Here is a 20818-nt window from a genome sequence, read left to right as displayed (position 1 = left end):
CCCCTCGTACCAGGGCGGGGTCGGGATGACGGATCGGCCGGGTGGGGGCTTCCCCCGGTGCGGGCGGAATCCCCTGGTCGCGGCCGTAGTCAGCAGCGTAGTGCCGGACAGCCTCGAAGGTACTAAACGATCATCATCTGGCGTACCCCGGTACCCGAAAGGGGGTACCGGGGTACGCGCGGACCGCCCTCCGCCGGGTGGCGAGGGGGCGGTCCGGAAAGCCCGTGGGGGTCCGACGGCCCGGTCGGGGGTCCGTCACTCCATTTCGAGGACGCGGGCGTGCAGCACCTGGCGCTGCTGCAACGCCGCCCGGACGGCCCGGTGCAGGCCGTCCTCCAGGTAGAGGTCGCCGTGCCACTTCACCACGTGGGCGAAGAGGTCCCCGTAGAACGTCGAGTCCTCGGCCAGGAGGGTTTCGAGGTCGAGTTGGCCCTTGGTGGTCACCAGCTGGTCGAGTCGCACCGGGCGCGGGGCGACGTCAGCCCACTGGCGGGTGCTCGTCCGGCCGTGATCCGGGTACGGCCGCCCATTGCCGATGCGCTTGAAGATCACACGGAAAGCCTACCGTTCGGACGGCGGATGGCGCAGCAGCCGAGGCTCCGCCACGCGCGCCGGTGTGAACTGCGCATGGACGAATGCCGCTGTTTGATGGGAAATGTCGCGAACATCGCCCGGTGCCGATCGGGTTCCGTGCCGATGCCGAAGCGTTCCGAAGCGTTCCGATCCGCTCAGGAGTGTTCACCGATGGACTCCGACCTCACCCCGCAGGCCGTCCGGGAGATCGCCGCCGGGTACGCCTTCACCGGCCCTGCCCTCGACCTCGGCGCGGTGCTGCTGGACGGCACCGCGTACCCGGACGCCCAGGTGCGCATCCCGCTGGGCGTGCTCAACCGGCACGGGCTGGTCGCCGGGGCCACCGGCACCGGCAAGACCAAGACCCTCCAGCTGATCGCCGAACAGCTCTCCGCGCAGGGCGTGCCGGTGTTCCTGGCCGACATCAAGGGGGACGTCTCCGGTGTCGCCGCGCCCGGGACGCCGAGCGAGCGGACCGGTGCCCGGGCCGCCGAGGTCGGGCAGCAGTGGGAGCCGCGCGGCTGCCCCGCCGAGTTCTACGCGCTCGGCGGGCAGGGCGCGGGCATCCCGATCCGGGCCACCGTCACCAGCTTCGGGCCGCTGCTGCTGGCCAAGGTGCTCGACCTGAACGAGACCCAGGAGTCCTCGCTCACCCTGGTGTTCCACTACGCCGACGCCAAGGGCCTGGAGCTCTACGACCTCAAGGACCTCACCGCGGTGATCGCCTTCCTCGCCTCGCCCGAGGGCAAGGAGGAGCTGCGGACCATCGGCGGGCTCTCGGCGGCCACCGCCGGGGTGATCCTGCGGGCGCTCACCGTGCTGGAGAACGAGGGCGCCGGGGCGTTCTTCGGCGAGCCCGAGTTCGACACCGCCGAACTGCTGCGGACGGCCCCGGACGGCCGGGGCGTGGTCTCGGTGCTGGAACTGCCCGCCGTACAGGACCGGCCGCGGCTGTTCTCCACCTTCCTGATGTGGCTGCTCGCCGACCTCTACCAGGAGCTGCCCGAGGTGGGCGATCCGGACAAGCCCAAGCTGGTGTTCTTCTTCGACGAGGCGCACCTGCTGTTCAAGGGCGCCTCCAAGGCCTTCCTGGAGGCGATCACCCAGACCGTGCGGCTGATCCGCTCCAAGGGCGTCGGCATCTTCTTCGTGACCCAGACGCCGCGGGACGTCCCGTCCGACGTGCTGGCGCAGTTGGGCAACCGGGTGCAGCACGCGCTGCGCGCCTTCACCCCCGACGACGCCAAGGCGCTGAAGGCCACCGTCTCGACCTTCCCGCGGTCCTCGTACGACCTCGGCGCGGTGCTGACCTCGCTGGGCACCGGCGAGGCCGTGGTCACCGTCCTCTCCGAGAAGGGCGCGCCGACCCCGGTCGCGGCGACCAGGCTGCGGGCGCCGCAGTCGCTGATGGGGCCGATCGAGGCGGCGGACCTGCGGGCGGTGGTGGACGCCTCGCCGCTGACGGCGCGCTACCGGGACGCGATCGACCGGGAGTCGGCGTACGAGAAGCTGGCGGCGCGCGCCCCCCGGCCGGAGGCGGCGCCGGCCGGGCCTCCCGCCTCGGCTCCTCCCGAGCCGGCGGCGCGGCGGGAGGAGCGGGAGGGGAAGGCGCGGGAGCAGGCGGGCGTGGGCGGGCTGCTCGGGTCGCTGCTGAACAACCCGAGCGTCAAGTCCTTCGCGCGCTCGGCCGGGAAGCAGCTCGGGCAGGAGATCTCGCGCAGCCTGTTCGGGACGTCCAAGCGGCGGCGGTGACCGGTTCCGGGGCGGGCGGCGGCCGGCCTCAGGCGGAGAGCGCGGCGCCGATCCGGTCCAGGGAGGACAGCCGCATCAGGCCGTAGTGGTAGAACTCGACCTCGGGGACGCCGAGTTCGCGGAGGGTGGCGATCTTGGCGGCGAGGTTCTCCGGGCCGTCGCAGTCGGAGGACATCGGGCGCAGGATCACCGCCATGGACTTCGGGTGGACGCCGTGCAGGGCGAAGGCGGCGAGCTTCTCCCGGACGGCCTCCGGGGTCTTCGCGTAGCCGAGGGTCTCGATCTGGTCGGCGGCTCCGGCGAGGGCGGGCAGGTCGATGCCGGCCAGCCAGCCGGTGCCCGGGCCGCCGCCGTCCATGAAGCTCAGTCGCATGCCGTGCCGGCGGGCCTGCTCGGAGAGGTCGGCGGCCAGCGCGGTGACGGTGGCGGCGGAGGCGTCCACGTAGGCGGCGAAGGCGCCGTCGGCGAGGGCGCTGAGGTCGGCGGGCCGGGCGGCGGCGGACTCGTCGGCCAGCCGGTGGCGCAGCTCGGCGCGGACCGCCTCGGCCACCTCCTCGGCCGGGACCCCGGCGGCGGTGGCGGCGGCGCGGCAGTGCGGGCAGAAGCAGACCCCGAGCAGGGCCTCGGCGGTCGGGCCCAGCTCCTCGAAGTAGCGCTCGTGGTGGTAGCCGTGGCGCAGCCCGTGGAAGTGCAGGGACTCGGCGCGGACCGCGTCCACGCCGTACCGGGCCAGTTCGGCCACCAGGGTCAGCGCGTACTCCCGGACCTCCGGGTTCGCCGGGCAGAGCTCGGTGAGGTGGCGGTCGCCGAAGGCGTTGGCCGGGGCGCAGTCGGGGTGGGCGAAGCCGAGCCGGTCGTTGTGGCAGAAGACCGTCCAGGCGTGCAGCTTCAGGCCGCGGCGGCGGGCCTCCTCGCCGGCCTCGGCGAAGGGGTCGCGGTCGCCGATCGCGGTGGACGGCGCCGGGGCCAGCCGGCGGCCCCGCCAGGCGGCCGGGTCGGGGCGGAAGTACGCCGCGCCCGGCTCCAGGTAGCGGACCACCCGGCGGGGGTTGTGCGGGAAGACGTCGCGGGCCTCGTGGTAGACGGAGGCGAGGGTGACGCCGCCGACCCCGGCGCGGTCGGTGAGGTTGCCGAAGAAGGTGTCGGCGCCCTCGTCGAGCAGGTCGGTGGCGAAGGCGAGGACGGACGACTCCACGGTGCGGCTCCGGAGCTGGGGGAGGGTGAGCCGTCCACGCTAGCCGCAGGGGTGGGATTGGTCTATACCTGATGGCCCGGGTGGGCTACCGGGCCGACGGCCGCCGGGCCGGGGGCTACAGGCCCAGGTCGTCCAGCTGCTTGAGCAGGGCGGATCCGGGGCTGTCCGGGGCGGCGGCGGGCTTCGGGGCCCGCTGCTCGGCCGGCCGGCGGCGGAGCAGGAAGGCGGCGGCCAGCCCGCCGATCAGTCCGCCCAGGTGGCCCAGCCAGCTGACGCCCGGGGTGACCGGCAGCACGCCGATCAGGATGGTCGAGTAGACCGCCGCGATGACGATGCCGACCGCCGCGTCCAGCACGTTGCGGTCCAGCACGCCGCGCAGCACCACGTAGCCGAGGTAGCCGTAGACCAGGCCGCTCGCCCCGGCCGTCACGGTGTTCGGGCTCTCCAGCAGCCAGACCAGCAGCCCGTCGGACATCGTGATCATCAGGCTGGCCAGCAGGAACTTCTTCATGCCCCGGTAGGCGGACAGGAAGCCGAGCAGGAACAGCGGCCAGGCATTGGCCGCGATGTGGTCCCAACCGAAGTGCAGGAACGGCGAGGTGAAGATCTCCGGCAGGTCGCCGATCCGCTCCGAGCGCAGGCCGAACTCCTGCGACAGCCCGTAGTCGTCCAGCCAGTTGAGCACCTGGACGGACCAGATGACGGCCTGGAGGCCGAGCATGGTGAACAGCGCGTCGCGCGAGTCGGAGAGCAGACGGGTCATTCTGGAGGCCATGCCGTCGACTCTAGGGGCGGCGGGATCGCACACGCACCCGATTACGGCGAGCCGTTTAGAGTGACCTGTGTCATTCCGACCGTGAGAGGTGACCAGCCCATGAGCAAGCGCGCGCCGCTGCCGTACGAGTTCCTTCCGCAGGTGCCGTCCTTCCCGCTGAGCAGCGAGGACATCACCGAAGGCGGCACGCTGGGCCCGGAGTTCGTCCACGCCGACGGCAACCTCTCGCCGCAGCTGGCCTGGTCGGGCCTGCCGGAGGGCACCCGGAGCATCGCGGTCACCTGCTACGACCCGGACGCGCCGACCGGCTCCGGCTGGTGGCACTGGCTCGCGCTGAACCTGCCCGCCGACACCGCCGGCCTGCCGCGCGGCGCCGGCTCCTCGGACGCCGACCTGCCCGGCGAGGCCTCCTTCCACGGCCGCAACGACTTCCCGGGCAACCGGTACGACGGCGCCGCCCCGCCGCCCGGCGCCCCGCACCGCTACGTCTTCGCGGTGCACGCGCTGGACGTGGAGAAGCTGGACGTCGCCGCCGACACCCCGCCGGCCCAGGTGGGCTTCAACCTCACCTTCCACACCCTGGGCCGGGCACTGCTGACCGCCGAGTACGGGGTCTGAGCGGGGCCCGATCGATGTCGATACCGGTGTCCGACCGTCCGGTCGAGGTCTGGCGGCTGCCCGCGGAGGACGTCCGGGCCGGCCACCGGGCCCTGACCTGGACGGTCGGCCCGCAGGGGGAGCTGGCCGTCCTGGTGGTGCCGGAGCGGTACGCGGCACCGGCCGGTTCGTGGCCGTGCGCCCGGCTGCCGTTCGACGGCGAGGTGGTGGTGCGCGGCCCGCGGGGCGAGTGGCGGGTGCCGCTCACCGGGGTCGGGGTCCCGCCGGACTTCCTGGCGCTGCTGCCGGGCGGCCGGGTGCTGCTGGTCGGAGGCAGGGCCGAGGAGTCGGCGGACGGCTGGGAGCGCAACGGCCAGGTCTTCGGGCCGGACGGCCGGCTGACCCGGGAGCTGCAACTCGGCGACGACGTCCAGGCGTTGACCACCGACCGGGACGGCCGGATCTGGCTCGCCTTCGGGGACGAGGCCAACTACGGGGACAACCCGCTCGGCCAGTACGGCCTGCTCGGGCTGGACACCGCCGGACGGATCGTCTGGCAGCCGGACTTCGGGCAGCTGGGCGACCAGCCGCTGGAGGGCCTCGCCGCCGCCACCGAGGGACGGCGGGCCTGGCTGGCCTGGTACGGGGACAGGAGCCACCTCACCGGGATCGACCCGGACGGGGGCGAGCCCGTCGTCATGCGGCTGCCGGCCCGCCAGCCGGTGGGCTTCGCGATCGCCGGGGACCGGGCCGTTTTCCTCCAGCCCGGCGGCGAGCTGATCCGGTGCGAACGGGAGAGCCGGAAGGGCTGGCGGGAGGTGCGCCGCGAGCGGGTCGGCGTCCCCGGCGGCCTCGACCGGGGGCGCGCGCACGGCCGGGACGGGGTGCTCTGGTTCCGCTCCGGCAACGGCTGGTTCCGGGTCGAGGCCTAGGTTCCGGCCCTCGGGTCGCGGCCTCAGGTGCCGGCCCCCAGGGCGGGGCCCGGGGTCCGAGCCTCCGGGCCGGCCGCGTGGTGGGCGCGGTCGGCCAGCCGGCGCAGGTGCTCGCGCAGCGCCGGCGGCTCGTGCACCTCGAAGGGGCAGTCCAGCGACAGCAGCCGCATCGCCGTCCACTCCAGCGAGTCGGAACGGGAGCGGAGCCGGCAGCTGTGCCCGTCGATCGGCTCGACCTCGGAGTCGCCCGGCCGGAGGCTGTCGCGGACCCGCTCGGCCGGGGCGTGCACGGTGGCGACCACGGTGCCGCTCGGTGACGGGCGGCGCAGCTTGCCCGCCACGTACGCGGCGGCGTCCTCGGCGGGGAGCGGGCGCGGGGTGAAGCGGACGCCGGTGGCGGCCGGGCCGCTCAGCCGGTCGACCCGGAACAGCCGCCAGTCCGCGCGGTCCAGGTCGTAGCCGACCAGGTACCAGCGGCGGCCGACCGAGACCAGCCGCTCGGGCTCGACCTGCCGACTGGTCTCGGCGCCGTCGTACGCCCGGTAGCCGAAGCGCAGCCGCTCCCGGGCGGTGACGGCGCGGGCGAGCACGGTGAGGTCCTCCGGGTCGACGGTCGGGCCGTCCCCGGCGAGCAGCGGCACGGTCGCGGAGTTGAGCGTCCCGACCTGGTGCCGCAGCCGGCCCGGCAGCACCTGGAGCAGCTTGCCGAGCGCCCGTACCGAGGCCTCCTCGATGCCGACCACGGCGTGCCCGGCCGCCGCGCGGAGCCCGACCGCGATGGCCACCGCCTCCTCGTCGTCCAGCAGCAGCGGGGGCATCGCGGTGCCCGCGACCAGCCGGTAGCCGCCCTCCGCGCCCATGCTGGCCCGCACCGGGTAGCCGAGCTCGCGCAGCCGGTCGATGTCGCGCCGGATGGTGCGGGGGCTGACGCCGAGCCGTTCGGCGAGCTCGCTGCCGGGCCACTCGCGCGGGGTCTGGAGCAGCGAGAGGAGGTTCAACAGCCGTGCCGGGGTGTCGCTCATGTGCGCCTCTCGATGCTTCGCTCGCTCGTGCCGTCGCTCGTGCCGTCCAGAATGGCGGACCAACTGGGACAGATTCTGACCTAGATGCCCGCTACTGTCGTGGACGTGGAAAAGGTAGAGGAGTACGGAATGGGCACCGCGGCAGCGGAGCGCCGGAGGTGGATCGCGCTGACGATCGTGATGGTCGCCTCCTTCATGGACCTGGTGGACGTGACCATCGTCAACATCGCCATCCCGAGCATCCAGCAGGACACCGGCGCCTCGTTCAGCGCCGTCCAGTGGGTCACCGGGGGCTACGCGCTGGCCTTCGCGATCGGGCTGATCACCGGCGGCCGGCTGGGTGACATCCACGGCCGCAAGCGGGTGTTCCTGATCGGGATCGGCGGCTTCACGCTGGCCTCGGCGCTGTGCGGGCTGGCCTCCAGCCCGGAGATGCTGATCGCGACCCGGGTGCTCCAGGGCGGCACGGCCGCGCTGATGGTGCCGCAGGTGCTGTCGATCATCCACGCGACCTTCCCGGCGGAGGAGCGCGGCAAGGTGTTCGGCCTGTTCGGCGCGGTGGTCGGGCTGGGCGCGGTCTCCGGTCCGATGATCGGTGCGCTGCTCACCGAGTGGGACCTGTTCGGCCTGGCCTGGCGGCCGATCTTCCTGATCAACCTGCCGGTCGGCATCGCCGGACTGCTGCTGGGCCGCCGCTTCATCGACGAGTCCAAGGCCGACCAGGCGCTGAAGCTGGACCTGGTGGGCGTGGCGTTGGCCAGCCTCGGCCTGCTGATGCTGATCTACCCGCTGACGCACGGCCGGGAGGCCGGCTGGCCGCTGTGGGGCTACCTGTCGATGGCCGGGAGCCTGCCGGTGTTCGCGCTGTTCGTGGCGTACGAGAAGGTCAAGACGCGGCGGGACGGCTCGCCGCTGGTGGAGCTGGCGCTGTTCCGGGTGAAGTCCTTCGCGGCCGGGATCTGCGTGCAGCTGGCCTTCGGCGTGGCACTCGGCATCTACTTCCTGGTCTGGACCCTCTACATGCAGATCGGGCTGGGCTGGAGCCCGCTCAAGGCCGGCGCGACCGGCATCCCGTTCTCGATCGCGGTCTCCACGGCGGCCGGACTGTCGGTGCAGAAGCTGGTGCCGCGGTTCGGGCGGAAGGTGCTGCAGACCGGCGCGCTGGTGATGGCGGCGGGCGTGCTCGTCTACATCTGGGAGGCGGACCGGTACGGGACGACGATCACCGCCTGGCAGATGGCGCTGCCGCTGGTGGTGATGGGCCTCGGGATGGGGCTGATCGTCGCGCCGATCACCGACGCGGTGCTGGCCGAGGTGCCGCGTGAGCACGCCGGTTCGGCGTCCGGGCTGATCAACACCGTGCAGCAGGTGGGCAACGCGCTCGGGCTCGGCCTGGTGTCGGTGGCCTTCTTCGGGGCGATGGACGACGTGGTCGCGCCGGAGGCGGTCGGGACGGCGTTCGGCGGGGCCTTCGTGCACGCGATGTGGTGGGTCGCCGGGGTGCTGCTCGCGGTCTTCCTGCTGATGTTCGCGCTGCCGCGGCGGCGCAAGGCGCTCGGGGCCGTCGCTGGTTCCGGGGGCGCGGGTGGCTCCGCGGACGGTTCCACCGCGGAGCAGCAGGCGCCCGTCGTGGCCTGACGGAGCGCTCCCGTTCACGGGCCCCGGTCGCGCTGCGCGGCCGGGGCCCGCGTCGCGCTCTGGGCGGGGCCGGCCCCGGTACGGCCGGCCGGGTGGGTCAGCCGGTGCTCAGCGCACACCGGTCGGGGTGGGGGCGGCGGACGTGCGGGTGGTGGTGCGCGGCTTGGCGGCGGCCTTGGCCTCCTTCGCGGCGCGCTTCACCTCCTGCTTGAACTCCCGTACCAGGGTGAGCGATTCGGGGCCGGTGATGTCGGCCACCGAGCGGTGCGCGCCCTCCTCGCCGTACACCCCGGCCGCCTCGCGCCAGCCCTCCGGCCGTACCCCGTACTGCTTGCCGAGCAGGGCCAGGAAGATCTGCGACTTCTGCTTGCCGAAGCCGGGCAGGGCGTTGAGCCGGCTGAGCAGCTCCTTGCCGGTGCGGACGTTCTTCCACAGCGCGGCCGCGTCGCCGTCGTACTGCGCGACGAGGAACTGGCAGAGCTGCTGCACCCGTTTGGCCATCGCGGCCGGGTAGCGGTGGACCGCCGGTTTGGCGGAGAGGAGCGCGACGAACTCCTCCGGGTTGTAGGTGGCGATCTCGTGGGCGTCCAGGTCGTCGTGGCCGAGGCGCTGGGCGATGGTCAGCGGGCCGGTGAACGCCCACTCCATCGGGACCTGCTGGTCCAGCAGCATGCCGACGAGTGCGGCGAGCGCGCTGCGTCCGAGCAGTTCGTCGGCCTCGGGCTGCTGTGCGAGCCGGACGGTGACGTTCATGGGCTTGCCCTCCTCGGAGTTGACGTCGGGTCGGCGCCCAGTCTGGTGGAAGCGGCGTTGGCGTACGCGGTCAACACGCCCGTAGCCGGGGAAGTCTTGTCTGTTCAAGGCCTTGCCAGAGCTGCATTGTTCGTTGGCGGAGCGGTTGCCGGGGGTGCCGGCGGGGTGGCGAGGGATATTTTTTGCCCGCGCCTGTCGCATCCGCCGGGGGTCCCGGAGTGGGGGCGGTGCGGCGTCCGTGGGGCGGCGGGCGCGGGGGCGTGGGGGGTTGGGGAGGGCGCTCGGCCGGGTGGGTGGTTCTGGACGGGGGGAACGAGTCATTTCATATGACTGTTTCTGTTGTGACGGTGCGGCGAGCTGACGGCGGGTCATTCTTGGTCCAATTCGACACGTCCAGAAAGGCCCGCCCGCCGTGACCCAGCCGTTCGAACTGCCGTCCTTCTACGTGCCGCACCCGGCACGCCTCAACCCGCATCTGGACGAGGCACGGGCCCACTCCACCGGCTGGGCCCGGGAGATGGGGATGCTGGAGGGGTCGGGGATCTGGGACCAGGCCGACCTGGAGGCCCACGACTACGGACTGCTCTGCGCGTACACCCACCCCGACGCCTCCGCCGAGGCGCTGTCCCTGGTCACCGACTGGTACGTGTGGGTCTTCTTCTTCGACGACCACTTCCTCGACATGTACAAGCGCACCAACGACCGCGGGGCGGGCAAGGCCCACCTCGACCGGCTGCCGCTGTTCATGCCGGCCGACCCGGCCGCCGAGCTGCCGGAACCGGAGAACCCGGTCGAGGCGGGACTGGCCGACCTGTGGCGGCGCACCGTGCCGGTGATGGGCGAGGACTGGCGGACCCGGTTCGCCGCGAGCACCCGGAACCTGCTCAACGAGTCGCTGTGGGAGCTCGCCAACATCAACGAGGGCCGGGTGGCCAACCCGGTCGAGTACATCGAGATGCGCCGCAAGGTCGGCGGCGCGCCCTGGTCCGCGCAGCTGGTCGAGTACGCGGCCGGCGCCGAGGTGCCGAAGGAGGTGTCGGGTTCGCGGGCGCTGCGGGTGCTGATGGACGCCTTCTCCGACGGGGTGCACCTGCGCAACGACATCTTCTCGTACCAGCGGGAGGTGGAGGACGAGGGCGAGCTGAGCAACGGCATCCTGGTGCTGGAGCGGTTCCTGGAGTGCTCCACCCAGGAGGCCGCCGAGGCGGTCAACGACCTGCTCACCTCGCGGCTGCAGCAGTTCGAGAACACCGTGTTCACCGAACTGCCGGTGCTGTTCGCGGAGACCGGGCTGGACCCGGCGGGCCGTGCCCGGGTGATGGCGTACGTCAAGGGCCTCCAGGACTGGCAGTCCGGCGGGCACGAATGGCACCTGCGCTCCAGTCGGTACATGAACGGCGGTGGGGCGGCGGCGAGTTCGTCCGGCTCGGCGGCCTCGGGCGGCGAGGTGGCGCCCGGTTCGGGCGGTGGGCTGCCGGGGCTGCCGGGTGGGTCCGGGGGCGGCAACTGGTGGGACCAGTACGCGATCGGCGGCATCGGGACCTCGGCGCTGGACATCCTGCGCAGCACGGCCGCCGGGGCCTCGGCGGCCGCGGCGGAGGCGAGCCCGGCGGAGGCGAGCCCGACGGGTGCGGCCGAGGGTGCGGCGGGCCCGGCAGTGCGGCGGGCGCGGTCGCACGGCCACGTGCCGCACCAGGCCGTCGGGCCCTCCCTGCTGCCCGAGTTCGAGCTGCCGTACGAGCTCCGGTTGAGCCCGCACCTGGACGGCGCCCGGGAGCGCGTGATCGAGTGGGCCGGGCGGATGGGGCTGCTGGCGGCGGAGCCGGGCGTCCCCGCGTCCGGCATCTGGGACGCCGAGTCGATGCGCGACTACGACCTCCCGCTCTGCGCGGCCGGCCTCCACCCGGACGCCGCCGCCGACCAACTCGACATCGCCTCCGCCTGGTTGGCCTGGGGCACCTGGGCCGACGACTACTACCCCCGGGCCTTCGGACGCACCCGCGACCTGGGCGGCGCCAAGGCCGCCAACGCGCGGCTGTCCCTGTTCATGCCGGTGGACGGCACCCCCGCGCCGGAGCCCGTCAACGCGCTGGAGCGCGGCCTCGCCGACATCTGGGAGCGCACCGCTGGCCCGATGGCCGTCGAGGCCAGGGGCCGGTTCCGGGTGGCCGTCGAGGTGATGCTGGACAGCTGGATCTGGGAGCTGGCCAACCAGATCCAGAACCGGATCCCGGACCCGGTGGACTACCTGGAGATGCGCCGCTCCACCTTCGGCTCCGAGCTCACCACGAGCCTCTCCCGCCTCGGCCACGGGCAGACCGTGCCGCAGGAGGTGTACGACCACGGCTCGATGCGCGCGCTGGAGAACTCCGCGATGGACTACGCGTGCATGATGAACGACCTCTTCTCGTACCAGAAGGAGGTCGAGTACGAGGGCGAGCTGCACAACGCCGTCCTGGTGGTGCAGAACTTCTTCGGCTGCGACTACCCGTCCGGGGTCCGGATCGTCGACGACCTGATGCACTCGCGGCTGGGCCAGTTCCAGCACGTCGCGCAGAAGGAACTCCCGGTCATGTACGAGGACTTCGGGCTGGAGCAGGCGGCCAGGGAACTGCTCGACGGGTACGTGGGGGAGCTGGAGAACTGGCTCGCGGGCATCCTCAACTGGCACGGGGGCTGCCTCCGGTACGGCACGGCCGACCTGGAGCGGCACTTCGGCGCCGAACGTGACCTGGTGGAGGCCTCGCAGGCCCGTCGGGCGGCCACGGCGGCGGCCGCCGAGGCTCCGGCGGCGGGCACCGCCCCGGTGGTTCCGAGCGTGCCGGTGCCCTCGGCGCCCCCGGTGCCGCTCGGGCCGACCGGCCTGGGCACGGCCTCGCTGCGCCTGTCGGCGGGCGGCTGACGTCGGAGGTCCGCACCCGCGCGGGTTCCAGCCCGCGCGGGTGCGGCGCGTCGTGGCTAGGCTGACGAACCGGGGGCCGGCGTACGCCCTCCCGGCGCGCGCGCTTCGCCACACACGAGGGCAGAGAGATGGCTGCGCTACCTGAGGGCACACCCTGTTGGGCCGACGCGATGTTCACCGACCTGGAGGGCGCCAAGGCGTTCTACGGCGACGTGCTGGGCTGGACCTTCGGCGAGAGCTCGTCGGAGTTCGGCAACTACACCCAGGCGTACTCGGACGGCAAGGCGGTCGCCGCGGTCGTGCCGCCGATGCCCGGCGCGGAGGCCCAGTCCGCCTGGTGCCTGTACCTGGCCTCGCCGGACGCCGGCGCCACCGCGGCGCGGATCCGCGCCAACGGCGGCGAGGTGGTCATGGGGCCGATGCAGGTCGGCGACTTCGGCACGCTGGTGATCGCCAGGGACCCGGGCGGCGTGGTGTTCGGCGTCTGGCAGGCCGGGCGGCACGAGGGCTTCGAGAAGCAGGGCGAGCCCGGCGCGTACAGCTGGGCCGAGGTGGTGACCCGCGAGCCCGCGAAGGCGGACGCCTTCTTCCCGGCGGTCTTCCCGTACGGCGTGCAGAAGATGGCGGGCGGGGACTTCGACTACCGGATGTTCCAGGTCGGCGGCCGGCCGGTGCTGGGCCGGATGGGAGCGGAGGGCGACTTCCTGCCGCCCGAGGCCCCCTCGTACATCAGCGTCTACTTCGCGGTGGACGACACCGACGCCGCGATCGGGCGGCTGACGGCGCGCGGCGGCACGGTGTACTTCGGGCCGATGGACAGCCCGTTCGGCCGGTTCGCGGCGGTCGGCGACCCGCAGGGCGCGGCCTTCGGGTTGATCGACCTCGACCGGCGGGTAGGGGAGCAGCCGGAGACGGAGGACGTCTGATGCGTCCGACGGGACGACGAGCGACAGGGGTGGCCGATGGGTGAGCGCGAGGAACTCGTCGAGACGCTGGACAAGCACCGCGGACTGCTGCGGCACACCGTACGGGACCTCACCGACGCGCAGGCGGCCGAGCGCACCACCGTCAGCGAGCTGAGCCTCGGCGGCCTGATCAAGCACGTGGCGGGGGTCGAGGCGCGCTGGGCGCGGTTCATCACCGGCGGTGCGGAGGCGATGCGGAGCGGGGACGCGGGCGCCGCCGACCCGGACGCCTGGGCGGCCCAGTTCCGGATGGCGGAGGGCGACACGCTGGCCAGGCTGCTCGCCGAGTACGAGCGGACGGCGCGCGGGACGGACGAGCTGGTCCGGAGCCTGCCCGACCTCGACGCCGCCCACGACCTGCCGCCCGCGCCGTGGTTCCCGCCGGGCACGGCCTGGTCGGCCCGGCGGGTGCTGCTGCACCTGATCGCCGAGACCGCGCAGCACGCCGGGCACGCGGACATCATCCGGGAGGCGCTGGACGGGGCGAAGTCGATGGGCTGAGCCGGAGCGGCGCCGTTGAGCGGGAGCGGCGCCGGGGCGGCCGTCAGGGCAGCTCCACGCCGAGGAGTTCGCGCAGCGCCCGGCCGCCGTCCGGGGTGACCCGGAGGGCCCGGCCGGAGCCGATCCGCTCCACCCAGGCGCGGTCCAGGGCGGCCCGGCAGAGGGCCGCGCCCAGCGCCCCGCCCAGGTGGCCGCGGCGCTCCGTCCAGTCCAGGCAGCTGCGCACCACCGGGCGTCCGCCGCGGCGGCCCGCGCCCGGCGGCAGCTCGATCGCCTGCGCGGCCAGCCAGTCCCGGCCGCGTCCGGTGAGGGACAGCCCGTCCTCCTCGGTGACCAGGCCGCGTGCGAACAGCGCGTCCGACACGGCCACGCCGAGGCGTCCGGCCAGGTGGTCGTAGCAGGTGCGGGCGCGGGCCTCGGCGCTCAGCCGGGTGGCTTCGGTCAGGTTGCGGGGCGCGCTCGCGGGGCCGGGACCGGACTCCGCGAAGACGGTGAGGTCCTCGATCAGCGTGGCCACCGCGGGCGAGGCCAGCCGGACGTACCGGTGCCGGCCCTGCCGCTCCTCGGCCAGCAGCCCGCCCGCGATCAGCCGGGACAGGTGCTCGCTGGCCGTGGACGGTGCGACGCGCGCGTGCCGGGCCAGCTCACCGGCCGTCCAGGCGCGGCCGTCGAGCAGGGCGGAGCAGATGGCGGCCCGGGTGGGGTCGGCGAGCAGGGCGGCGAGGGCGGCGAGCGTCATGCCTCCATGGTCGGGGCACGGCGGTGCGTGGATGCCCTGGTGCGGGGGACGGGGCGGTCGCGGCGGCGGGGCCGCGTGGGGGAGCGGAGCCGGGGACATGCCTCCAGGGTCGCCCCGGCACGGTTCGGCCGGGGCCGAAACGACCCGGGGCCACGATGACGGCATGAGCGAAACCACGGTGGTCCCCGGGGCGGCGACCACGACCTTCTCCCACTACGACGATGTGACGGCGGCCCTGGCCGATCCCGCGCTGGTGCCGCTGCCCGCGGCGGCCCCCGCGCCTGGTGCGCCCGGCGGCGCCCCCGGCACGGTGGCCTGGCTGCGGGCCGCCGTCGCCCGGTTCAGTTCCGGGGAACCGCACGCCCGGCGCCGGGCGCTGGTGCTGGCCGACCTGGAGCGGCTGGACCCGGACCGGCTGCGGGTGGCCGCGGCCGGCGGCTTCGAGTCCGACGTCCGGCTGCGGGTCGTCCGGGTGCTCGCGGCGGAGCTCGGCCTGGCCGACCCGGAGGCCGTGGCGCGGGACGTCGCGACGGTGTCCCGGGCGTACTTCACCGACGCGCCGGCCTGTTCGGCGGTGGACGGCACGGTGGTGGACGGCCCGGTGGCGGGCGCGTCGTTGGACCCGGTGGTGGACGGCGCGTCGGCCGACCCGGCGGCGGATGCGGCGGTGGCCCGGCTGCTGCCCGCGATGGGGGACCGGGACGAGGAGACCGCCGCGAACCGGATCGGCCTGCTCGTCCAGGCCTGCGACGCCACCGCCGCGCTGGTCGAGGGCGCCCGCCGGCACGGGGACGGGTTGGCCGGCGTGCTGCGCACGGACCCGCCGGTCCGGACGATGCGGCGGATCGCCGTCCGGGCGACCGAGGTCGGCGGGGTCGCGGTGCCGGTCGGGACGCGGGTCCTGCTCGACATCGCCGCCGCCCAGGCCGGGGCGCCGGCCGGGGTCGCGCTCACCTTCGGTGCCCCGCCCCGGAGTTGCCCGGGCCGCTCGCAGGCCCTGGTGCTCGCCGAGGGCATCCTGTACGGCGCCTCCGACCCGGCGGACACCGGGACGCCGCCGTCGACCCCGGACCTCGACAAGGCCGAACTCGCCGCCCTGGTCCCGGAGATGGTCACGTACGTGCTCGCCCTGGCGGTCGGCTGGACGGCCTGGGACGGCCGTCCGATCGTCAACACCGACGGCCGAACCTACGCGCCGCACAAGGCCGTTCGCCGCATCACCGACCATCTCGTCGACCACCTCGCCGAGGTGGAGGCCCGGCTGGTCGGCGAACCGACCGAGCCCGACCGCTGGCACGCCTCCAACGCCACCACCCCGGCCGACCTGGCGCCGTTCACCACCGCGGACCTGGACGAGGCCCGCAGCCGGCTGACCCGGCTGGCCGGGATCTGGTCCCGGCGGGTCGCGGCGCTGCCGGACGAACGGCTGGACGACTCCCCGGGGACGGGCTGGAGCTTCCGGCAGATCGTCTGCCACGTCTCCGAGGCCGGGTACTACTACGCGGACTCGGTCGGGAGCCTGGCGGGTGCGAGGGGCGGCGCCGCGGATCCGGCGGGGGTGACCGACAGCCCGACGTGGGTGATCGACAGTCCGACGTGGGTGACCGACAGTCCGGCGGACCCGACCGGACACCGTGCGAACGAGCCGATGGAGACGACCCGATGACCCCCTTCGCCGCCCTGCACCACCGCCCCGGGTGCCCGCTGCTGCTCCCCAACGCCTGGGACCACGCCTCGGCCGTCGCCCTCGCCGCCCAGGGCCACCCCGCGATCGGCACCACCAGCCTGGGCGTGGCGGCCGTCGCCGGCCTCCCCGACGGCGCCGCCGCCACCCGCGCGGAGACCGTACGGCTGGCGCGCCGGCTCGGGCGCGGCGGCTTCCTGCTCAGCATCGACGCGGAGTCCGGGTTCAGCGACGACCCGGACGAAGTCGCCGAGCTGGCCGTGGAGTTGGCCGAGGCCGGCGCGGTCGGCATCAACCTGGAGGACGGCCGGGCGGACGGCACGCTGGCCCCGTCCGCCCGCCACGCCGCGAAGATCGCCGCGGTGAAGGCGGCCGCCCCGGAGCTGTTCGTCAACGCCCGTACCGACACCTACTGGTGCGGGCAGGACGCCCCCGAGGCGGAGACGCTCCGCCGCCTGGACGCCTACCAACAGGCGGGCGCGGACGGCGTGTTCGTCCCCGGGGTGACCGGTCCGGCGGCGATCGGCCGGCTGGTCGGCGCGCTCGCCGTCCCGCTCAACATCCTCTGGACGCCGACCGGCCCGGGCCTCGCCGAGCTGGCCGCGCTCGGGGTGGCCCGGGTCAGCCTCGGGTCGCTGCTGTACCGCGCGGCACTGGCGGCGGCGGTGGCCACGGCGGCGGCCGTCGCGGCGGGGGAGCCGGTCGGTCCGGTGCCGGGGTACGCGGAGGTGCAGGCGCTCAGCGGGAGCTGAGCCGCGCGGTCGGGGCGGCGCTGAGCCGCGCGGTCGGGGCGGCGCTGGGCCGCGTGGTCGGGGCGGCGCTGTACCGCGCGGCCGGGCGGGGGCGGCACGTCGGGCGGGGGGCGGCCCCCGGAGGGCTCAGTGCTGTCCGCGGGCCGTCCTGGCCGCTTCGATCCCGTCCAGGATGACGTTGACGCCCCGGGCGAAGGTGCTGTCCCGGCCTCCGGCGACCTCGTCCGGAACCGAGGTGGTGTACAGCCGGTGCAGCCGCGGGAAGTCCTTGGTGGCCTCCGTGACGACGGGCAGCAGCCGGTTCATCCACTCCTGCTCGTCCTGGCCGCTGCGGGCCAGCGCGGCCAGCCAGGCGGCCTCCACGCAGGCGGTCCCGATGGTGTAGCCCATGACCGCGTTCATCGCGTCGTTCGCCTCGACGATCTCGAAGCCGGCCGCCTCCAGGACGTCCAACAGGGCTTCGGAGAGCCGCATCCAGTTGGGGCCGAGGTAGATCATCCCGACGTCTCCGATCACCCCGACCATCCACGGGTGGCGGATGATGGCCGTGCGCATGCTCTCGGCGCACTCCGCGATCTTCGCGCGCCAGACCTTCGGCTCCTCGGACCCCTCGGCCGAGGGGTGCGGGAGGGTGCCGAAGACCTGGTCGACGACCAGGGCGAGCAGCTCGTCCTTGTTGGCGACGTGGGTGTAGAGCGAGGTGGCGCCGGCGTTCAGCCGGGCGGCGAGCTTGCGCATGCTCAGCGCCTCGATGCCGCCGGAGTCCAGCAGCGCGAAGGCCTCGGCGACGATCTGCTCGCGGCTGAGGGCGGGCTGTTCCCGCCGTCGCTCGGGGCGGTTCCACGGCATGGGGATGCCCGGGGTCGCGCCGTCCTCTGTCCTGGCCGCCATCGGGCCCTCCTCACCAATCGTCCGGATCCGGTCCGGTTCGGCGCCGCTCGCCACGGGTTGATGCGAACAGTGTACGGGGAGACGAACAGCGTGCGGAGATCGAACGGTGTGCGGCGTTGCGAACAGTGTGCGGTGTCCGTACAGTGTTCGGAGCGGCGCACACCGTTCCCCTGGGGACGGAGGACGGTGTGCCCGCGACGACTTCCGCGCGGCTCCGGCGTCACAGCCCGGCCCGCGCGCCCGTTCCGACGCTCGACGCCCGAGCTCGGAGTCCGACGCTCGAAGCCCGAAGTTCGAAGGGGGAAACGCCGTGGAACGTCATCCGCAGCGCTGGCTCATCCTGGTCGTGCTCTGTCTCAGCAGCCTGGTGCTGGTGATCGACAACATGGTGCTCACGGTGTCCATCCCGCCGATCGCGGAGGACCTCAAGGCCGGGGCGCAGGACATCCAGTGGATCATCGACTCGTACATCCTGGTCTTCGCCGGCCTGCTGCTCACCTCCGGCAGCCTCTCCGACCGCTTCGGACGACGGAAGGTGATGATCGTCGGGCTGGCGCTGTTCGGCGCCGCCTCACTGGTCGCGGCGTACGCCGGCAGCCCCGGTGAGCTGATAGCCGGGCGCGTCCTGATGGGCGTCGGCGGCGCGCTGGTCATGCCGAGCACGCTCTCCATCCTGATCACCGTCTTCGACGACGAGGAGCGCCCGAAGGCGATCGCCGCGTGGACCGCGGTGGCCATGGTCGGCCTGGTCGGCGGTCCGGTGCTGGGCGGCGCGCTGATCGCGCACTTCTGGTGGGGCGCGGTCTTCCTGCTCAACGTGCCGATCGCGGCCGTCGCCATCGTCGCCGCGGTGCTGCTGATGCCGGAGTCCAAGGGACCGTGGCGCCGCCCCGACCTGATCGGCATGGTGCTGTCGATGGTCGGCATGACGGCGCTGGTGTGGTCGATCATCGTGCTGCCCCAGGACGGCTTCACCAGCGCGAGCACCCTCGGCGCACTCGCCCTCGCGGTGGCCTCGCTGGTCGGCTTCGCCGTCCGGCAGGTCCGCACCGACTCGCCGATGGTCCCGATCAAGCTGTTCCGCAACCGGGTCTTCACCGGCGCCAGCTTCTCGCTCATCCTGCTGACCTTCGCCACCGGCGGGCTGATGCTGGTCCTCACCCAGTACCTCCAGTTCGTGCTGGAGTTCTCGCCCACCGACACCGGCCTCGCCTTCATCCCGCTGGCCATCGCCTCGCTGGTGTTCAACGCGCTGGGCGCGGTGCTCGGCAAGAAGGTCCCGGCGCGGGTGTTCACCTCGATCGGCATGCTGATCATCGCGGGCGGCTTCGGACTGCTCGCCACCCTCTCGGTCGGCGACGGCTTCACCAAGGTCTCCCTGGCCATGCTGGTGCTCGGCATCGGCTCCGGCCTCGCCATGCCGGCCGCCTCCAACGCGCTGATGAGCGCCATCCCCAGTGAGCACGCCGGCGTCGGCTCCGCGCTCAACGACACCATCCAGCAGTCCGGTGCGGCGCTCGGCGTGGCCATCCTCGGCACCGTGCTCTCCAGCACCTACACCGGCGCGATGCCCGCGGCCGCCCCCGCCGCCGCCCGCCACGACATCACCGGCGCGCTCGCGGTGGCCGGCTCCACCGGGGACGGCGGCCTGGTCGCGGCCGCCCGGGAGGCGTTCAACACCGCCACCTCCACCACCTTCACGGCGGGCGGCATCGCGGTCGTCGCGGCGGCGGCGCTCACCCTGGTGCTGATGCGCGACGGCCGGAAGACCGCCGGTACGGGGGCCGAGCCCCCGGCGGTGCCGGAGGCCGAGCCGGTCGCCTGACCGGCCCCTCTCCCCGGGCAGATCGCCCCGGCCGCCTCGTGCGGCCGGGGCCGTCGGCGTCCGCCCGCCGCCCTGTCGCCCTCCTGCCGCTGTCCTGCTGCCGTCCGCCCGCCGGGTCCCTGCGGGGCGCGTAGCCTCGGATCATGGAACCGTCCGCCTCGTACCAGGAACGCGCGTGCCGGCTGCCCGGCGCGGTCCTGTGGACGAAGCCGGCCCTCGGGCGTACGGGCGGTCGTGCGAGTGCCGGGCGTACGGGCGCCGCGCGGGCCGGGCTCGTCCTGCCCGACGGCTGCATGGACCTGCTGTGGACGGAGGGCCGGCTGCTGGTCGCCGGACCGGACACCCGCGCCTTCCACCCCGGCCCCGGACTGCGCGGCCCGTGGGTGGGCGTACGCTTCCGCCCCGGCGCCGCCCCCGCCCTGCTCGGCGTCCCCGCACACGAACTGCGGGACCGCCGCGTCGAGTTGGCCGACCTGCGGCCCGCCGCCGAGGTCCGGCGGCTGACCGGACACATCGACGCGGCCCCCGACCCGGCCGCCGCCCTGGAGGCCCTGGCCCTGCGGCTGGCCGCCGACGCCCAGCCCGAGGACCCCCTGGTCCGCGCCGTGGCCGCCTCGCTCGCCGCCGGCCGCTCCGTCGCCGCGACGGCCGAGACGGTCGGCCTCGGCGCCCGCCAACTGCACCGCCGCTCCCTGGCCGCCTTCGGCTACGGGCCCAAGACCCTCGCCCGGATCCTGCGCCTCCAGCGCGCCCTGGCCCTCGCCCGCTCCGGCGTCCCGCAGGCCGAGACGGCGGCCCGGACCGGCTACGCGGACCAGGCCCACCTGGCCCGCGACGTAAGGGAGTTGGCGGGCCTGCCGCTGACCGCGCTGCTCTCCTCCTAGGGCCTGTCCTCGAGCGGTGCCAGCAGGTCCACCCCGTTGCCGTCCGGATCGTGCACCACGGCGTACCGCTGCCCCCAGAAGGCGTCCCACGGCTCCAACTCCCCGTGGTACCCGGCGCCGGTCAACTTCCCGTACACCGCGTCCACCTGCGCGGGACTCGCGCAGCGGAACGCCAGCGCGGACCGGCCACCGCCGCTCGGCGGCCGCCAGGCGGGATGGAACGACCGGATGGTGGCCTCGGAATCGAGCACCAGAAGCGGCCCGCCCGGCACCTCGCCCTCGACGTGCGGCTCCCCCTCCGCCCCCTCGGGAAACCCCACCCCCAGCCGCCGGTAGAAGCCGACCGAGGCGGCCACATCCGCAACGGCCAGCCCGACGAACGCGAACCGCGGTACACCTGTGCTGTTCATGCCCCCACGCTAGGCACCCCCGCCCCAC

The 20818-nt window shown here is 74.1% G+C and carries 19 protein-coding genes; 11 read left to right on the top strand and 8 right to left on the bottom strand.

All coding sequences use genetic code 11. The features are described 5' to 3' along the window. Window positions 1-255: 255 nt before the first annotated feature. On the bottom strand, window positions 256-552 hold the full coding sequence (locus tag ACFY4B_RS30985; RefSeq protein WP_030061387.1) for a type II toxin-antitoxin system VapB family antitoxin: 297 nt from the start codon (window positions 550-552) through the stop codon (window positions 256-258). A gap of 192 nt (window positions 553-744) precedes the next feature. On the opposite strand from ACFY4B_RS30985, the gene ACFY4B_RS30980 reads away from it, so the two are divergent. Further along, a complete protein-coding gene (locus tag ACFY4B_RS30980) occupies window positions 745-2325 on the top strand; it encodes a helicase HerA-like domain-containing protein (protein ID WP_074001822.1) in 1581 nt (526 codons plus the stop codon). A 28-nt stretch (window positions 2326-2353) separates the two neighbouring features. Here ACFY4B_RS30980 and ACFY4B_RS30975 read toward each other — a convergent pair whose 3' ends face one another. Both ACFY4B_RS30975 and ACFY4B_RS30970 read right to left on the bottom strand, forming a co-directional pair. Further along, a complete protein-coding gene (locus ACFY4B_RS30975; protein WP_380739175.1) occupies window positions 2354-3520 on the bottom strand; it encodes a hypothetical protein in 1167 nt (388 codons plus the stop codon). 115 nt (window positions 3521-3635) lie between these two features. Beyond that, window positions 3636-4295: a rhomboid family intramembrane serine protease gene (locus tag ACFY4B_RS30970; protein WP_387973528.1), complete on the bottom strand. Its 660-nt coding sequence runs from the start codon at window positions 4293-4295 to the stop codon at window positions 3636-3638. Window positions 4296-4394: 99 nt separating this feature from the next. On the opposite strand from ACFY4B_RS30970, the gene ACFY4B_RS30965 reads away from it, so the two are divergent. Together ACFY4B_RS30965 and ACFY4B_RS30960 are read left to right on the top strand one after the other, a co-directional pair. Then, a complete protein-coding gene (locus ACFY4B_RS30965) occupies window positions 4395-4913 on the top strand; it encodes a YbhB/YbcL family Raf kinase inhibitor-like protein (protein WP_387973525.1) in 519 nt (172 codons plus the stop codon). A gap of 26 nt (window positions 4914-4939) precedes the next feature. Continuing rightward, complete coding sequence (locus tag ACFY4B_RS30960) at window positions 4940-5824, top strand: hypothetical protein (RefSeq protein ID WP_387973522.1); 885 nt, start codon at window positions 4940-4942, stop codon at window positions 5822-5824. 23 nt (window positions 5825-5847) lie between these two features. On the opposite strand, the gene ACFY4B_RS30955 is transcribed toward ACFY4B_RS30960, so the two are convergent. After that, on the bottom strand, window positions 5848-6846 hold the full coding sequence (locus tag ACFY4B_RS30955; RefSeq protein WP_117488592.1) for a YafY family protein: 999 nt from the start codon (window positions 6844-6846) through the stop codon (window positions 5848-5850). Window positions 6847-6975: 129 nt separating this feature from the next. On the opposite strand from ACFY4B_RS30955, the gene ACFY4B_RS30950 reads away from it, so the two are divergent. Further along, a complete protein-coding gene (locus ACFY4B_RS30950) occupies window positions 6976-8484 on the top strand; it encodes an MFS transporter (RefSeq protein ID WP_375876733.1) in 1509 nt (502 codons plus the stop codon). A 108-nt stretch (window positions 8485-8592) separates the two neighbouring features. On the opposite strand, the gene ACFY4B_RS30945 is transcribed toward ACFY4B_RS30950, so the two are convergent. Then, on the bottom strand, window positions 8593-9237 hold the full coding sequence (locus tag ACFY4B_RS30945) for an HhH-GPD-type base excision DNA repair protein (protein WP_074001818.1): 645 nt from the start codon (window positions 9235-9237) through the stop codon (window positions 8593-8595). Window positions 9238-9649: 412 nt separating this feature from the next. Here ACFY4B_RS30945 and ACFY4B_RS30940 point away from each other — a divergent pair, with 412 nt between their 5' ends. The 3 genes from ACFY4B_RS30940 to ACFY4B_RS30930 all read left to right on the top strand — a co-directional run bounded on the left by ACFY4B_RS30940 (window position 9650) and on the right by ACFY4B_RS30930 (window position 13605). After that, a complete protein-coding gene (locus ACFY4B_RS30940) occupies window positions 9650-12139 on the top strand; it encodes a germacradienol/geosmin synthase (protein ID WP_387973517.1) in 2490 nt (829 codons plus the stop codon). Between the two features lie 128 nt (window positions 12140-12267). Then, window positions 12268-13065 (top strand): VOC family protein, encoded by a 798-nt coding sequence (locus tag ACFY4B_RS30935; protein ID WP_117488588.1) that lies wholly within the window; start codon window positions 12268-12270, stop codon window positions 13063-13065. A gap of 36 nt (window positions 13066-13101) precedes the next feature. Beyond that, window positions 13102-13605 carry a DinB family protein gene (locus ACFY4B_RS30930; protein ID WP_387973514.1) on the top strand — a complete coding sequence of 168 codons (504 nt, stop codon included), beginning with the start codon at window positions 13102-13104 and terminating at the stop codon, window positions 13603-13605. A gap of 43 nt (window positions 13606-13648) precedes the next feature. Here the strand turns inward: ACFY4B_RS30930 and ACFY4B_RS30925 are convergent, their stop codons facing one another. Next, window positions 13649-14344, bottom strand: a complete 696-nt coding sequence (locus ACFY4B_RS30925; protein ID WP_387973511.1) for an ArsR/SmtB family transcription factor — start codon at window positions 14342-14344, stop codon at window positions 13649-13651. A gap of 163 nt (window positions 14345-14507) precedes the next feature. Here ACFY4B_RS30925 and ACFY4B_RS30920 point away from each other — a divergent pair, with 163 nt between their 5' ends. After that, window positions 14508-16010, top strand: a complete 1503-nt coding sequence (locus ACFY4B_RS30920) for a hypothetical protein (protein WP_387973508.1) — start codon at window positions 14508-14510, stop codon at window positions 16008-16010. Then, window positions 16007-16780, top strand: a complete 774-nt coding sequence (locus ACFY4B_RS30915; RefSeq protein ID WP_387973505.1) for an isocitrate lyase/phosphoenolpyruvate mutase family protein — start codon at window positions 16007-16009, stop codon at window positions 16778-16780. Before ACFY4B_RS30920 ends, ACFY4B_RS30915 begins: the two co-directional genes overlap by 4 nt. Window positions 16781-16906: 126 nt before the next feature. On the opposite strand, the gene ACFY4B_RS30910 is transcribed toward ACFY4B_RS30915, so the two are convergent. Continuing rightward, complete coding sequence (locus tag ACFY4B_RS30910; protein ID WP_117488580.1) at window positions 16907-17671, bottom strand: TetR/AcrR family transcriptional regulator C-terminal domain-containing protein; 765 nt, start codon at window positions 17669-17671, stop codon at window positions 16907-16909. Window positions 17672-17981: 310 nt separating this feature from the next. Here ACFY4B_RS30910 and ACFY4B_RS30905 point away from each other — a divergent pair, with 310 nt between their 5' ends. Both ACFY4B_RS30905 and ACFY4B_RS30900 read left to right on the top strand, forming a co-directional pair. Continuing rightward, complete coding sequence (locus ACFY4B_RS30905) at window positions 17982-19496, top strand: MFS transporter (RefSeq protein WP_387973503.1); 1515 nt, start codon at window positions 17982-17984, stop codon at window positions 19494-19496. A gap of 143 nt (window positions 19497-19639) precedes the next feature. Continuing rightward, a complete protein-coding gene (locus tag ACFY4B_RS30900) occupies window positions 19640-20380 on the top strand; it encodes a helix-turn-helix domain-containing protein (protein WP_387973500.1) in 741 nt (246 codons plus the stop codon). Here the strand turns inward: ACFY4B_RS30900 and ACFY4B_RS30895 are convergent. Beyond that, complete coding sequence (locus ACFY4B_RS30895; RefSeq protein WP_387973498.1) at window positions 20377-20790, bottom strand: VOC family protein; 414 nt, start codon at window positions 20788-20790, stop codon at window positions 20377-20379. The two genes, ACFY4B_RS30900 and ACFY4B_RS30895, sit on opposite strands and share 4 nt — an antisense overlap. Window positions 20791-20818 lie beyond the last annotated feature (28 nt).

The organism is Kitasatospora sp. NPDC001261 (genome assembly GCF_042896795.1).
Classification (GTDB): domain Bacteria; phylum Actinomycetota; class Actinomycetes; order Streptomycetales; family Streptomycetaceae; genus Kitasatospora.
The sequence above is the reverse complement of the archived record's forward strand: the minus strand, read 5'-3'. Positions and strand labels throughout refer to the sequence as shown.